Origin of the sequence: Cryobacterium sp. Y50 (assembly GCF_002929805.1) — a bacterium.
Lineage (GTDB): Bacteria > Actinomycetota > Actinomycetes > Actinomycetales > Microbacteriaceae > Cryobacterium.
Window position 1 is genome coordinate 40,293 of record NZ_PJJM01000085.1, and the last position, 15,256, is coordinate 55,548.

A 15,256-nucleotide genomic window follows, 5' to 3' on the forward strand; every position below is an offset into this window, starting at 1 on the left:
CGTCCGATGCGCGGGTATCGGATGTGCACGGGCCCAAGAATGCTCCTTTTACTGAGGCCTTTCGTGAATTTTCAGATCACGCTACTGAGCCAACACGCACTCTTGTCAATGTGAATCATCACCAGGATGATTGAGTTATGGCAGCTAAAGCGAACGATGTCGATGCGATCTGGGACGACTGGAAAAGCGCGGTCACGATGACCGCCAGTGAGATCTCGTCGTGGCTCGACACAGACCAATCCAAGGAGGTCGGACAGAAAGACGATGGTAGCGGGGAATCCATCGGGCATCGGTCCGGACGCAGGATCGTGACGATTCTTGGAACGAAGAAGGGCGATCTGACCGTGTCCGATATCGAACATATGCACAAGGTGGTCGGCTACGTGAAGCGACACACGGCACAGAAACCGGATTCGGATGTCGAGCACTCGCGCTGGCGCTACTCCCTGATGAATTGGGGAAATGATCCGCTGAAGAAAGTTTAGCGCCCCGCTACCGCGGGACCTTGGTCTCTCCACCGACCTGGCCCAGTCGGTGGGCGTTCCCGCCGAACTCAGCAGCCTGGTGGAACAGCTCTACCACCGCACCCGTGCCCAATACGGTGACGGCGCCGGGCAGGTGAGCCTGGCGCGACTCTACGAGGATCTCAGCGGCATCAACCTGCGCCTGAATGATTCGACCCCGTCGAGCCTCGCCGATGTGGTCGCGGCCGAAGTGCCAGCGACAGCCTCGATCGCCGCATCTGTTGCAGCATCCGTTGCCGTTGCGTCATCGGTCAATTCCGATCAGGCCTCCGCATGAGCGTCCGAATTGGTTTATACGGTGCCGAACGAACAATCATCGACGCCTTCCGAACACGAGACATGAACGGCCCCGAACAGGCAAACGAAGCACTCAAGCGCTGGCTGTGCCGGCCAGGATTTTAGTCATCGGAGTTGCTCAGCATGGCGAAGAGCTTCCCCAAAACGCTCCCGGCAATTCGCTCGGCGTTGGAGATTCTGCTGTGACCGCCGGCGTATCCTCGACCTCCCTGCCGATCCAGAGGCTGGCACGCGCGCAAGGTCGGAACGTCGATGAACTGGCGCGCCTCTACCCGTTGGAGAGCATGCTCACTCGAATCGCGGCTTCTCCCTTTGCCGGAGCCTTCGTCCTCAAAGGTGGCGTCCTCCTCGAGGTTTTCGCCCTCCGCCGGCCCGCGAAGGATATCCACTTCGAAGCGACGGCGTCAGGAATAACGTGACCGACGTCAGCTTCGACGATCCCCAATTGGCACAATCAGTCCGTTTCAACACGGGGTACTAGGTACGCCATGGCTACCAACTTCAGCATTATTTGTTCTTGGTTCAAGTCCAGCTGCCCCAGCTGTAAAACTCTCGGTCAAGTCGAGTTTTTTGCTACCATGACCGGTCTTAGAGCGGGTTTTGGTCATATTTTCTGAACTGTCGTGCAGATATTTGAAGTCCTTCGGTCCCCCCTCACACGCATCGAACGAGCATCCTACCCAGTGACTTCGGTCGAGATAGACGGAGACGTGGGGCGATATCGCCCGAAACGAATCTTACGATCATCGTCGGCTGCGACTAAAAGCAGCGGTATGCCGGCGTCGCTATGGCGGACAAAGTCTGCCTTGCGAAGCAGGCGGTGGCTTGGTTCTGCATGTAGGGACCGACACTGGTTGCCCTTTCTGCCGCTGTGGTCTCGTTCATTGCCGGCCTATCGGAATCGGGTTCGTGGATTAGATCGACGCGGATGCGGCGGTGGTGGTGGCGGTGACGCAGAGAGGGGCTGGCTATTGGTGCCAGCCGATCACAGTGAAAGCGATGGTTCGGGATTGTCGCAGCAGACCGGGCCGCGTCAATGGAGGTTCTTGACACCCTTCCACGGTCGTGCGAAACTCGTACTGAATGGAATGAACGATCGCCATTTGAATAAATATGCATTCCTGCAAAAGTCTGTTTCAAAGGAGAAACTCATGCACAGCATCAAATTTCGACCGACAGTTATGGTGGCTTCGGCAGCCGCGTTGTCGGTCGCCTTGCTCTTCACCGGCTGCAGTGCGACTGTCGCCCCGGCCGACGTCGCAGGAGACGGCAGCGGTAATGGAAAAACGATTGGGATCGCAGTCGCGGATCAAAAATCACTTTTCTATGTCGCAGCCGTAGACGGGATGGAGCAGGCTGCCGATGAGGCCGGCTATAAACTCGTCACCCTCTCTGCCAATAACAATTCCGGTCAGCAGGTCAATCAGGTTCAGGATTTGATCACCCAGCAAGTCGACGTCATCATTTTCATCGCTCAGGATGCGACGTCAGCAGCAGCCGGCGTCAAGCTGGCCAATGACGCAGGTATTCCGATAATTGCTGTCGACCAGAAGCCAGAGTCTGGCAACGGCAAACTTGCCACCTACATTGCGACCGACAGTGTCGCCGCCGCCGAGAAGCTGTGCACCTGGATGTTTGACCAGTTCGGCGGATCCGGCGACATAGCGATCCTTCAAGGCCCGCTCGGCTCTACCGCGGAGTTGCAGCGCAGCGAAGGCTGCGCGAACGCACTGGTCAATTACCCCGACGTTAACGTTGTCGCTCAGGAATCAGCCGGTTGGGACGAGACTAAGGCATTCACCGCCGCGCAGAATATCCTGACCGCAAATCCTAATTTGAAGGCAATCTTTGGCGAAAGCGACGCTATGGCTCTGGGCGCAGCCAAGGCTGCGCAGCAGGAGGGCCGTACGGGTCTGATCTTCGTGGGTATCGACGGTTTCCCGACGATGTTCACGGCGGTCGCCGACGGACTCACCCAGGCCACGATGGCGCAGCAGCCGTACCTTATGGGGCAAATGTCGGTGCAGGACGCGGTGAAGATTGCCGAGGGCAACGGAGCCGACATTCCCGAACTGCAGTACCAGGACACGGTGCTCGTCACGGGCGAGAACGTCGCGGACAACGATCCCGCGAAGTTCTACGGTCCCGACTTCAAGTAATCGAACAGACCGCCGGTGGGAGACGTGGTAACCGCGTTAGACCCTCTCCCACCGGTTCTATTCCGATCACCATGAATGGATGACAGTGGTACAAACACTTGCACAAACAACTTACGACGGCCCGGCGAGCGTAGATTCTGCGGGTCTCATCTGCGTGGGGCTTTCCAAAAGTTACTGGGGGATTCCAGTGCTCAAGGGCGTTGACATTACGCTCCGGCCCGGAAGCGTCATTGGACTCATCGGCGAGAACGGGGCCGGAAAGTCGACAACGTCGTCGATTATCGCGGGCATAGTTGAGGCCAATGGCGGCTCGATGACCATTGACGGCGTTCCTTACGAACCAGCTCGGCCTTCAGACGCATTAAAGAATGGCGTCGCGCTTATTCATCAAGAGATTCGTATGGTTCCGGAGCTGTCGGTGGCGGAAAACATCTTTATTGGGCGCCTACCTCGTCGCCGCGGAGTGATCGATCGCAATCGCATTAACGACGAAGCGAGGGAATACCTCGAGCTCGTCGGTTCTGAGACTGACCCTCGCCGTCTCGTTGTAGGACTTTCCATCGCGGCGCAGCAGGAAATCGAGATCGCACGCGCCCTCTCCCGCGAACCGAAATACATCATTTTCGATGAGCCCTCGGCCTCACTGGGGCAGTCCGAAACTCAGCACGTTTTCGCCCAAATCGCAGCGTTGAGACAACGTGGCGTAGGAATCGTGTACATCTCCCATCGCCTCGAAGAGATCAAAGAAGTCGCGGACATGATCGTGTGCCTCAGGGACGGCGCGTTGGTGGGAAATTGGCCAGCCGATGAGATTTCGAAAGACGAAATGGTCAAGGCAATGGTTGGCCGCGACTTCGTCTTTTCCCACCGGGCACCAAAGCCCGCTACCGACGAGATCGCTCTCTCTGTCACAGGATTAAGCAAGACCGGAGTATTTGCGGGCATTGACTTCGAGGTTCGTCGCGGTGAAATTTTTGGTTTCGCTGGTCTTGTGGGAGCTGGCCGCACCGAGGTCGTTCGAACTATCGCCGGAGCAGACCAGGCCGACGCTGGAGAGATCACGGTGCACGGAGAGATCGTCCAGATCAGAAACCCACGGTCGGGCATTGACGCTGGGATCGCGATGGTTCCCGAGGATCGGAAGGGCCAGGGACTCAACCTAGACCGCACCGGTGCCGAAAACATCACCCTTCCGTGGGAGAAAGAGCTGAGCTTCGCCGGAATTATCACCAAGAAGAAGGTGACGGCCACCGCGAACAAGCTGCGAGATTTCCTTGACATTCGGGGACGCCTAGACATTCCCGTTGGCTCTCTCTCCGGAGGAAATCAGCAGAAAGTGCTGCTGGCGAAGTGGCTCGTGAACGAGCCCAAAATCCTCATCCTGGACGAGCCCACCAGGGGGGTCGACGTCGGAGCGAAAATGACAATCTACGAGACCATCAGAGCTCTCGCCGAAACCGGAGTCGGCGTCATCGTCGTTTCGTCAGAACTCGAAGAAGTGCTCGGCCTGTCGCACCGCGTGCTCGTGATGTCTGGTGGCCTCCAGCGCGCGATTCTCGACCGCGCGGACGCGACACCGGAAGCAGTTATGGCCCTGGCACTCAGCAACGTGCCGAAAGAATCCCCACTCGAGTCGCCGATTGATGGCGAAGAAGAGTTCCAAACGCCGATCAGCACTCAGGAGAACTGAACCATGGCCATAGTCGAGCACTACGTTACCCCGTCTCGGCCAGACTCTAAGCCTGCGCACAGTGATATCCCGCCGTGGTCTGCTGCGTCTGGCAACACGAGTCGAGTCCGACAGATAATGAGTCAGATTCCGGGTCCCCTGATCGGCCTGATCGTGATATTCGTCGCTCTTTCATTTCTGTCCCCGTACTTCCTGACGCCTCGCAATCTGCTCAACATCCTTAGCCAAGTCTCAGCCGTCGGCGTCATGTCGGTCGGAGCGCTACTGATCATCCTCCTAGGAGGAATAGACCTGTCTGTTGGCTCCGTACTGGCACTCAGCTCGATGTCCATGGCCGCGATCTACAAAATGGTCGGGTGGCCTTTTGAGGTCGCTCTCCTGGCTGGCCTGGCTGTGGGCGCTCTCGTCGGCCTCCTCAACGGCATCCTCACCGCCTATGGCAAACTGCAACCGTTCATCGCAACGCTGGCTACCATGTCGGCAGCGGCCGGGCTCGCGCTGTTCATCACGAATGGCAACCCAATAACGGGGTTCCCCGACTGGTTTATTGCGATCACAGCTACGAGCATTCTCGGCATTCCAATCGAGGGCGTCATTCTCGTCGCGATATTCGCCATTGCAGCATTCTGGCTCAAGTTCAGGCCGTCGGGCCGCGCGCTCTATGCGATCGGCGGAAACGAGGAAGTGGCCCGCCTGTCCGGACTTCCCGTGCGCCGCGCCAAAATTTTGGTGTACACGATCGCAGGAATACTAGCCGCAGTAGCCGGTCTCCTGGTCACATCACGACTGGACTCCGCTCAGCCCACCGCCGGCGCTGCTGACCTCTTGAACGTTATCGCCGTAGTGGTCATCGGCGGTGCCAGCCTCTCTGGCGGCTCCGGCAGCCTTCTTGGCACGTTCGTCGGCCTCCTGATCATTGGAGTCCTGAACAACGGAATGTCGTTGCTGAACGTCTCCGCTAACCTCCAGCCAGTGGTTATCGGCGCAGTTATCGCCGCCGCGGTACTCACTGACCGAAAGTCGAGTAGAAGACACACATGAATGCATTCGCCACAATCACCGATCCCACCGACCTCGACGCGATCCGCGCGGTCATCGCCGCAACACACGACGCGGTCGAACTGGTGCCGCTCGGCATCCGCTCACTGGTAATCTCGCCCGAAGCAAGCTTCGGCTTGGTCCCGGCGGTGGAAGGCTTAGTAGCCAGCGCACCGGAGGGGCTGCGTCGAGTCGTAGTGCTGGTCGACGAGACGACCATCCTGCGCGACGGCCGCGACCTCAAGCAGCAACTGTGCGAGCTTCTTGCTGAGACCTTCGCGGTTGTGACTGTCGTGCTCGGCCATGCGGGACAGCTACACGCCGACGAAGACGCGCTTGAAACTGCGACGGCCGCCATTGAAGGTTTCGACTGCGCCGTCGCGATCGGTGGCGGAACTATTTCGGACATTGGAAAGGTGGCCACCGACCGCCAAGGCGGAATCCCGCTCGTGATCGTGCAGACCGCAGCATCCGTCGACGGATTCACAGACAACGTCTCGGTGGTCTTGCGCAACGGGGTGAAGCGCACTATCCCGTCCCGGTGGCCCGATGTCGTGCTCGCCGACACGACGACGATCGCAGACGCACCCGTTGCCATGAACACTGCCGGTTTTGGTGAGGTGCTCTCGCTGTACACCGCTCCTGCCGACTGGGAACTCGCCAACCGCCTGGGCTTCGACGACAGTTTTCGGCTTACTCCGCGGGATTTCCTACTCGAGTTTGCTGGCGATCCCGCCACCTGGGCCGCGGGGCTCGCCGAGGGTGCTCCTGGAGCCGTGCTTGACCTCACCCGAATGCTCGCCGTGCGCGGAATGGGCACTGGAATTGCAGGTACCACGGCGTGCCTCTCCGGTGTTGAGCACGTCGTTTCGCACATGCTGGACATGTATGCAGCCGCTCACAGCCTGCCCATCGGCCTTCACGGGGCGCAGGTTGGGGTTGCGACTCAGGTTGCATCCGCGGCGTGGGACCTATTACGCCGCCGGGTCGCCGAGGGTGAGTTCGCCCTACGTTTCCCCGCAGTAGGCGATCTCGAACAGTACGTGAAGCGAGCGTTCGATGTGTGCGACGCGACCGGCCGTCGAGGTGAAGAATGCTGGTTGGATTACGTCCGCAAAATCAAAGCGTGGAACGCCGATCCCGAGCGTATGAAGAGACTCGTCGTCAGTGCGGTCTCAGATGGTGTCGCCATCGCCGCCACGGTCCCCGCGCCCGCGTCGCTTTCTGCAGGTCTGCTCGCTGCCGGCTCGCCGACCACGCCCGGCGACCTTGACGACTGGGTTACCCCGGAAATCTGGCGGTGGGCTGTCGCAAACTGTCTTTTCATGCGTGACCGCTTCACGGTTATCGACCTGCTCTTCCTCCTTGGTTGGTGGACGCCGGCCGACGTGGACGTGGTGATCGAACAAGCCTTTCAGGCGGAGAGTGAGCCGACGTCATGAGCGATGATCGCGTGGTCATCGCAGTGGACTGCTCGACCACCGGCGCGAAAGCGAGTGTCTGGAACACGGATGGCACCGAGGTTGCCAGTGGGCGGGCCGAGCTTGACTTGAGTATCCCCGCGCCGGGGCGCGGCGAACAAGATCCCCGCCAGTGGTGGACAGCTATGCAAAGCGCGGTGCGCAGTGCCATCGAAGGCCTCGACGTCAACCGTGTTGTATCCCTGACCGTAACCCACCAGCGCGAGAGTTTCGTGTGCCTCGACGATGACGGCGAAGCCGTGCGACCCGCGATGCTTTGGCTCGATTCCAGGGCCGGTGAGCAGGTGGACCAGTTTGGTTCGGCCGATGTGCACACCCGCACAGGGAAGCCGCCGAACACGACCGTTTCGTACTACAAATTGCTTTGGCTGGCCGAGCATGAACCGGATGTATTGCGTCGTACGGCGCACGTCGTCGAGGTGCATGGCTATCTGGTGCACCGCATGACCGGCCTCTGGGCAACCTCGACGGCAAGCATGGACCCCACCGGCCTCGTCGGCATTCGAACCGGCGATTACGATGCAGCCGTTCTGACTCACCTCCGTCTCGACCGCTCTCAACTGTCGGCCCTGCACTTTCCCGGAGAGGTGATTGGGGGCCTCACGATCGATGCCGCCGAGCTTCTTGGCCTGCTCCCTGGCACGCTCATCGTTGCGGGAGCCGGTGACGGACAGTGCGCCGGCCTCGGCGCGGGGGTCGCGGCGCCCGGGCGAGCGTATCTCAATATCGGTACAGGCCTCATCTCCGGAACGTATTCCTCTCACTACCAGCCCGACCGGGCGTATCGAGCGATGCTGGGTACGATTCCGGGCAGCTTCGCGTACGAGACGTTCGTGGGGGCAGGCACTTACATGATCTCCTGGTTTATCGATACGTTCACTCATTCCTCGGAGGAGTTTCGCGGCGGGGTCGAGGCGACCCTTGAGTCCGAAGCGTCGGTTGTACCCCGTGGCAGTGACGGCCTTTTTATAGTTCCTTACTGGAACGGAGCGCTCACACCGTACTGGGACCATGAGGCCCGCGGCATCATGGTGGGCCTTCAGGGCGTGCACCGTCGTGCGCACATCTACCGCGCAGTACTAGAGGGCGTTGCATTTGAACTGAGGGTGAGTCAAGACCAGGTTGAGCAGGCGACGGGGGACACCGTGGAAGAATTCGTGGCCATGGGCGGTGGGTCGCAGAGTCCGCTCTGGTGTCAGATTCTCGCGGATGTTTTGGGTCGGCCGGTCGTATTGTCCCGCCAGAGAGAAACAACTTGTCTGGGCGCTGGCATGCTCGCGGCCTTCGGGGCCGGGCTATTTCCCAGCATTCGCCACGCCGCCGAGGCGATGAGTGCCACCGATCTCCGATATGAACCGGACCAGACCGCGGCAGACGCCTACGAAGGCCTATACCACCGGTATGCGGCGATCTACCCCGCGTTCCGCTCCTTTTTCCATGACCGGATCGAAGTGATGGCGTGAGTGAATCGATCACGACCCGCGAAGAGTCCGGGCCGCCGACGGGGGACACTGCAGCGCGGGCACTACCAGAACGGGTCTACGACGCTTACCTGTTCGACCTGGACGGCACCATTTACCTGGGCGAGGAGTTACTTCCCGGAGCGTTCCAGCTCCTTGAACACCTCCGCCAGATGAAACGTCGGGTGGTGTTTCTCTCAAATAACCCAACGCTCGACCGGACAATGTATGTATCCAAGCTCACGAAACTCGGCATTCAGGTCACGCCAGAGGAGGTTGTCAACTCAGTGGTGAGCATGGTCGCCTGGCTCAGTCGCGAACACCCCGGCAAAATCGTTTACCCGATCGCTGAGCAACCGCTGATTACGGCCCTGCGGGATGCGGGCATCCCTACGTCGTCTAACCCCGACAAGATAGATATCGTCTTGGCGAGCTATGACCGAGGGTTTGACTATTCCAAGCTTCAAATAGCATTCGATTCCTTGTGGAAGCGGGATGCGATCCTGGTGGCTACCAACCTTGATCGCTATTGCCCGTTTCCTGGCGGTCGCGGTGAGCCAGATGCGGCGGCGATTGTGGCGGCGATCGAGGCGTGCACCGGTGCGGCCTGCGTCGCGAACGCCGGCAAGCCTAGCGTGATCATGCTCGAAACAGTGATGGCAGCTCTCGGGCTACGGCCGCAGCAATGCCTCATGACGGGCGATCGGCTCTACACGGACGTGAAAATGGCTGTGGATGCCGGGATGGACTCTGCGCTCGTGCTCACTGGAGACGCCGACCTTGACTCGGTGGCGAGCACTGCTGCAGCGGATCAGCCCACCTACATTCTTGACCGAGTGGACCATGTCATTCCGGCGGCTGTACGGCATCAACTCGGTTGGTCTGATGTCCCATCGGAATCGCTTGCAGTGGGGCTCAGAAATGCGTAGCATAGAGTTTCATAACGCGAATGAATATTCAGTCGTGAATGCAGACGAAGACGTCAAGAGAAAGGTGGTTCCCAATGGCCGAACTGGCACGCGATACCCTGCGTGAAATGCAGCTGCGAATGTTGAGAATCCGAGCGTTCGATGAGCGCGCATCCAAGATGGTGAAACGAGGCCACATTCCCGGCACCGTTCATACCAGCATCGGGCAAGAAGCCCAGGTCGTGGGCGCCACTATGGCCCTTGGCTCCGGTGATTACATGAGTGGAAACCACCGAAGCCACGGGCACCCCATCGGAAAAGGCTCACCGCTCGGCCCGCTCATGGCGGAACTCGTAGGTAAGGCGACGGGCGTCTGTAAAGGCAAGGGCGGCTCGCTGCACCTCGCTGACTTCGCGGTGGGAAGCCTCGGCGAGTCCGGCATCGTGGGGTCCTCGATCCCGATCGCCAATGGAGCAGCACTCTCGTCGAAGGTGTTGAACAACGGCAAAGTAGCGCTCGCCTTCTTCGGCGATGGAGCAGCAAATCAGGGTGTCCTCTACGAGTCGATGAACATGGCCGGCGTGTGGGAACTCCCGATGATCTTTCTGTGCGAAAACAACCAGTACGCGCTGAGCACCCCGGCACACACCGTGACATCGGGCATCATTTCCGAACGTGCCGCTGGCTTCGGGATGCCCGGAATCAGAGTTGAAGAAGGACAAGATGTTCTGGCTGTCTACGACGCGGTCTCCGCAGCAGTAGCACGGGCGCGCGCCGGGGACGGCCCCACACTGGTGGAGGTAATGACCTACCGGTACAACGAACACTCTGAAGGGCTGAGATTAGGCACGGATTACCGAAACGCCGATGAGCGCGAGGCCTGGTTGAAAAAAGATCCGATTATGCTCTTTCGCCACTATTTGGCATCGCAGGGATTTTCTGACGATGAGCTTGATGGTCTCCAAGCTACTGCGCTCGCCGAGGTCGACGCGGCTGTCGCATTCTCAGACGCGAGTCCCTACCCCGATCTTTCGGTCGCCTTCGACGACCTCTACAGCGACAAGGAGTCCGCAGCATGACTGTGATGAGCTATTTGGGTGCTATTGGCGCAGCCCAGCGCGAGGCCATGGACGCCGACGAGCGCGTCATCATCATCGGCGAAGACGTAGAAGCGAATGTCTATGGCACTACCGGCGGCGGGAAATCCCGCAGTGACAAGGGTGATTTTCTGCAGCGGTACGGCAGGAACCGCATTCGCAACACCCCGATCTCTGAGGAGGGCATTGTCGGCGCGGCCGCTGGTGCTGCGATGACCGGGTTGCGCCCGATAGTCGACCTCTCCTACTCGAGCTTCCTCTACATGGCTATGGACCAGTTCGTGAATCAGGTGGCGAAAAACCGGTACATGTTCGGCGGCCAGGCCTCGATGCCCGTGGTCTTCCGCTCTGCCATGTTCTATGGACTGAACACCGGCGCGCACCACTCGGACCGTCCATATCCGATGTTCATGAACGTCCCTGGACTAAAAATCATCGCCCCCGCCACACCCGCAGACGCAAAAGGGCTGCTCCGCTCCGCGGTCGATTCGGACGATCCAATTCTCAGCTTCGAGGCCTGCCTCCTGTGGAGCACGAAGGAGGACGTAGACGAGAACGAGTTTTGGATTCCACTTGGCGTGGCACGCACGGCGCGAGTAGGAACAGATGTCACCGTCGTAGCCATCTCAAGCTCAGTGCCGGAGGCTGTTGCTGCAGCGGAAGAACTCGCAAAGGAAGGCGTGTCCGTCGAGGTCATTGATCCACGAACGCTCGTTCCGCTCGACCGTGGTGCCATTTTACGGTCGGTGGCGAAGACGGGTCGCTTGGTCGTAGCCGAGCCGGCGCACCGCACCTGCGGTGCAGCGGCAGAGATCAGTGCGCTCGTCGCGGAAGAAATCTTTGATTCCCTGAAAGCCCCGATCATTCGTGTTACGGCACCGGATATGCAAATTCCCTTTAGCCCCTCGCTCGAAAAGCAGATGTACCCGACGAAGGCCACCATTGCGGCCGCCATCCGGCGCGTCGTCGACCTGCCGGCGCTTCAGCCGGTCGCAGCCGCAGTTTAATAACGAAAGAGGAATCAGATGGCGCGTATAGATGTATTGCTGCCCCAGTGGGGAATGGGAATGAGCGAAGGGGCAATCGTCGAGTGGCTCAAGAAGGTGGGCGATCACGTCGATGAAGACGAACCCCTGGCGGAGGTTGAGGCGGAGAAGGTTGAGGAAACCCTCGAGTCACCTGCCACGGGAACCCTGGTTGAGATCTTGGTTGAGGAAGGTGCCTCAGTCGAGGTCCGCACCATTCTCGCTGTGATCGAAACCGACTAAACGCGAGCCTCAACGAAAACAACGAAGCAGGAGGAGCCATGAGCGCATCTTTAGTGAACGCCGGGGACACCCGCGCACCCTATGACCTCGTCGTCGTGGGTGCCGGAATTAATGGACTCGGCATAGCGCGCGACGCTGCTGCGCGAGGCTTGCGAACCATTGTCATCGATCAGGAAGACATTTGCAGCGGTGTGTCCGCGTGGTCGGGGCGACTCATTCATGGTGGTCTCCGATACCTGGAGCATAAGGACTTCGCCCTGGTTCGCGAATCCCTGAAAGAGCGCGAGCGTCTCTTCACGCTCGCACCGCACCTCGTGAAGCCTGTACCGCTTCTCATGCCCTTCTACGCCCGCAACAAGCGGCCGTCGTGGTTGATTCGCCTCGGCATGATCGCCTACGACGTACTCTCGTGGGACAAGAAGCAACCCAATCACAGCATTCTGACGAAGCGCGCGGTGCTGTCCCGCTTCACCGGGATGGAGCCGGCCGGACTCACAGGTTCCGCAGTTTTTATCGACGGACAGGTTGAATACGCTGAGCGCCTTTGTGTCGAACTCGCGGTAGCAGCAAAGAGTGACGGGGCCGACATCGTCACCCACTCCCGAGTCGATGGGCTGCTGAAGTCCGACTCTCATGTGACCGGCGTCGAGTACACCGATTCCATCACGGGAGAACGTCATTCCGTGCACGGACGCGTGGTCATGAACGCCGCAGGCCCGTGGGTCGACCGCTTGCTGGCTGGCTTTGGGGGAGTCAATTCACCCCGATTCATCGGCGGCTCCAAAGGCAGCCATATTGTAGTAGCCCCGTTCCCCGGGGCGCCTCGCGACGTCGTGTACTACGAGTCGCAGGCGGATGGCCGTCTGGTCCTCGTCATACCGTGGATGAAGAGATATCTCATCGGGTGCACCGACAACCTCTACAACGAGGAACCGGACTCGGCTCGCGCGGAACAATCGGAGATTGACTACCTACTCAACGAGGTCAACACTCTCGTGCCAGGTGCGAAACTCAGCACCGACGATGTTCTTTACACGTACAGCGGAGTGCGACCATTGCCGTACGCACCGGGTGTGCCCGAATGGAAGATTCCGCGCAGTCACATCATCCACGACCACGCTGAAGACGGTGTCGAAGGCCTCTTCTCTGTTATCGGCGGCAAGCTCACGACGTTCCGACAGCTCTCTGAGGACGCCGTCGACTTGGCGCTTCGCAGCCTTGGGGCCAAGAAGATCAAAACAATTACTCTGACCAGTCCCCTTCCTGGTGCGCGAGTCGCAAACTACGATGCATTCTCGAAGGCGTTCATTGCGAACGGTGCTCTGCCAACGTCAGTGGCGAAGCGCCTCCTCGCTCTGTACGGAGTACGGGCAGCGAACATAGTGGCTCTCGTGAGTAACGATGCCAGTCTTGCTGAGATCGTCGACGAGAAGTCAGGGGCTCTGGCCGCTGAAGTGGTCTTCGCCATCAATGAAGAATTTGCCCGAACTCTCACGGACGTTATGGCCCGACGTCTTTTACTGGCGTTTGAACCGGATCACGGTATTCAGGGCGCCGAACGGATCGCGGAGATCATGGCGGCAAACAACGGCTGGGCTGAAGACCGTATCCAGAATGAGATCGACGGCTACGTCGAGTGGCTCGGCCACCTAGCAGTCCCCGGCCGACCCACAGCGCAAATTCCGGGTCGTGCGACATCCGATGCACGGGAAAGCGAGTTGACCGTCGACGACGTCGGTCTCCAGAGCGGCCGGGCAGACCTATGACAGGCCGCTATGTTCTCGCGCTCGACGAAGGATCGAGCAGCGCGAGGGCGGTACTCGTCGATACGGACGGGCGGATCGTCGCCGAGGCATCAAATTCGCTCACGCCCCTTTTTCCCAACCACGGCTGGGTCGAGCTTGACCCGGCCCAGCTGTGGACTGCGATGCGGGCAGCAATCGACGAGGTAATGGATCGGTCGGGGCTGACGGCGCGCGATATCGCAACGGTCGGGGTGACAACTCACCGGGAGACCTGTCTGATCTGGAACCGATCCAATTCCATCCCCGTACACAACGCGATCATGTGGTCTTCTCATCAGACCGATGAGATCGTGCAGCGCTGGTCAGACATGGGGCTCGACGCGGAGATCCGAACGCATACCGGCCTGCGAAACGACTCGTTTTTTTCAGCGCCAAAACTGGCCTGGTTCCTCGAAAATGTCCAAGGACTCAAAGCGCTGGCAGGCACGGGCGCCTACGCTGCCGGAACAGTCGACACCTGGCTTGTCTGGAACCTCACTGGCGGTCGAGAGCACGTCACCGATGCGACATCGGCGTCGCGGACGGCATTGCTCAACATTGACGATCTCGTGTGGGACGAGAGGCTCTGCGACGTATACGGAATCCCGCGGGAGCTACTCCCCGAGGTTCGCGCTTCCAATTCGCACTTCGGCTTCCTTGACCCCAGCATTTTGCCCGGCGGCGTCGGCCATTACATACCCATCCATGCGATCATCGCTGATCAACAAGCTGGGCTCTTTGGGCAGGGATGTTTCGACGAGGGATCAGTCAAGAACACGTTTGGAACCGCTGGCGTGCTCGTCGCAAATGTTGGCCGTAGCCCACTGCTCCTGACCGGAATGACTACCAGTGTGGCGATGAACATTCCTGGGCTCACTTCCTATGAGGTCGAAGGGGTGGTATTCCACAGTGGGCAGACGCTTCATTGGTTGCGAGACAAGATGCGGGCAGTCGGATCCGTTGCGGAGATGGAGCGAATCGCAGAACGTGTCACGGACACTCAGGGCGTCTATTTTGTTCCCGCTTTCGCCGGTCTCTGCGACCCATACTGGGACAAGAACGTCCGTGCATCGATTTTTGGGTTGACTCTTGACACAGGCATCGACCAAATTGTTCGCGCGGCGCTGGAAGCTATGGCCTATCAAACGCGCGACAACCTTGATGCCCTGCGCGCCGGCGGCATGAACGTGACATCGCTCAAGGTAGATGGAAAAGCGGTCTGCAATAACTTTCTGTGCCAGTTCCAAGCAGACATTCTCGGCCTGCCGGTCGTTCGGCCGGAGGGCCTCGAGCGCACCGCTCTCGGAGTTGCCTATATTGCCGGAGCAGAGGTGGGTCTGTGGAACGCGCAAGATCTTGTGCGCGAAACGTGGCGCGCGGAGCGAGTATTCGAGCCCCGCATGAGTAGAGACCGACGCGACCAGCTTTACGGCGGTTGGCAGGCCGCCGTACGATCCGCGCGCATGATGCAGCCGGCACCGCCTCACCCGACTAAAGGGAGGGTCTCAGATTCCGTCCCGATACTGGCCGAACACTGACGTGTTGGTCGA

Annotated in this window: 14 protein-coding genes; all 14 read left to right on the forward strand. The window is 59.6% G+C overall.

Annotation, left to right across the window (positions count from 1 at the left end; translation table 11 throughout):
* Window positions 1–137: 137 nt before the first annotated feature.
* The 14 genes from CXY73_RS08315 (at window position 138) to CXY73_RS08380 (ending at window position 15,244) form a co-directional block, all read left to right on the forward strand.
* On the forward strand, window positions 138–485 hold the full coding sequence (locus CXY73_RS08315) for a DUF3140 domain-containing protein (protein WP_104134604.1): 348 nt from the start codon (window positions 138–140) through the stop codon (window positions 483–485).
* A gap of 49 nt (window positions 486–534) precedes the next feature.
* Window positions 535–801 (forward strand): hypothetical protein, encoded by a 267-nt coding sequence (locus CXY73_RS08320; protein ID WP_104177431.1) that lies wholly within the window; start codon window positions 535–537, stop codon window positions 799–801.
* Window positions 802–1,003: 202 nt separating this feature from the next.
* Window positions 1,004–1,240, forward strand: coding sequence for a hypothetical protein (locus CXY73_RS21505; protein WP_146071691.1), 237 nt, complete (start codon window positions 1,004–1,006; stop codon window positions 1,238–1,240).
* Window positions 1,241–1,909: 669 nt separating this feature from the next.
* On the forward strand, window positions 1,910–2,980 hold the full coding sequence (locus CXY73_RS08330; RefSeq protein WP_233198215.1) for a substrate-binding domain-containing protein: 1,071 nt from the start codon (window positions 1,910–1,912) through the stop codon (window positions 2,978–2,980).
* 79 nt (window positions 2,981–3,059) lie between these two features.
* Window positions 3,060–4,670, forward strand: a complete 1,611-nt coding sequence (locus CXY73_RS08335) for a sugar ABC transporter ATP-binding protein (RefSeq protein ID WP_104134602.1) — start codon at window positions 3,060–3,062, stop codon at window positions 4,668–4,670.
* A gap of 117 nt (window positions 4,671–4,787) precedes the next feature.
* The gene (locus CXY73_RS08340) at window positions 4,788–5,711 is read left to right on the forward strand and encodes an ABC transporter permease (protein ID WP_233198217.1); all 924 of its coding nucleotides are present in this window, start codon (window positions 4,788–4,790) and stop codon (window positions 5,709–5,711) included.
* Window positions 5,708–7,150 (forward strand): iron-containing alcohol dehydrogenase, encoded by a 1,443-nt coding sequence (locus tag CXY73_RS08345; RefSeq protein ID WP_104177434.1) that lies wholly within the window; start codon window positions 5,708–5,710, stop codon window positions 7,148–7,150. The genes CXY73_RS08340 and CXY73_RS08345 overlap by 4 nt, the downstream gene beginning before the upstream one ends.
* The gene (locus tag CXY73_RS08350; RefSeq protein ID WP_104177435.1) at window positions 7,147–8,652 is read left to right on the forward strand and encodes an FGGY-family carbohydrate kinase; all 1,506 of its coding nucleotides are present in this window, start codon (window positions 7,147–7,149) and stop codon (window positions 8,650–8,652) included. The genes CXY73_RS08345 and CXY73_RS08350 overlap by 4 nt, the downstream gene beginning before the upstream one ends.
* Entirely contained in the window at window positions 8,649–9,578 is a 930-nt protein-coding gene (locus CXY73_RS08355) for an HAD-IIA family hydrolase (RefSeq protein ID WP_233198218.1), read from the forward strand. The genes CXY73_RS08350 and CXY73_RS08355 overlap by 4 nt, the downstream gene beginning before the upstream one ends.
* 74 nt (window positions 9,579–9,652) lie before the next feature.
* Window positions 9,653–10,636 carry a thiamine pyrophosphate-dependent dehydrogenase E1 component subunit alpha gene (locus CXY73_RS08360; RefSeq protein ID WP_199184216.1) on the forward strand — a complete coding sequence of 328 codons (984 nt, stop codon included), beginning with the start codon at window positions 9,653–9,655 and terminating at the stop codon, window positions 10,634–10,636.
* The gene (locus CXY73_RS08365; protein WP_104134598.1) at window positions 10,633–11,661 is read left to right on the forward strand and encodes an alpha-ketoacid dehydrogenase subunit beta; all 1,029 of its coding nucleotides are present in this window, start codon (window positions 10,633–10,635) and stop codon (window positions 11,659–11,661) included. Before CXY73_RS08360 ends, CXY73_RS08365 begins: the two co-directional genes overlap by 4 nt.
* Window positions 11,662–11,679: 18 nt before the next feature.
* On the forward strand, window positions 11,680–11,922 hold the full coding sequence (locus CXY73_RS08370; RefSeq protein WP_092341282.1) for a biotin/lipoyl-containing protein: 243 nt from the start codon (window positions 11,680–11,682) through the stop codon (window positions 11,920–11,922).
* A 38-nt stretch (window positions 11,923–11,960) separates the two neighbouring features.
* Window positions 11,961–13,688 carry a glycerol-3-phosphate dehydrogenase gene (gene glpD, locus CXY73_RS08375; RefSeq protein ID WP_104134597.1) on the forward strand — a complete coding sequence of 576 codons (1,728 nt, stop codon included), beginning with the start codon at window positions 11,961–11,963 and terminating at the stop codon, window positions 13,686–13,688.
* Window positions 13,685–15,244 (forward strand): glycerol kinase GlpK, encoded by a 1,560-nt coding sequence (locus CXY73_RS08380; protein ID WP_104177436.1) that lies wholly within the window; start codon window positions 13,685–13,687, stop codon window positions 15,242–15,244. Before glpD ends, CXY73_RS08380 begins: the two co-directional genes overlap by 4 nt.
* Window positions 15,245–15,256: the final 12 nt, after the last annotated feature.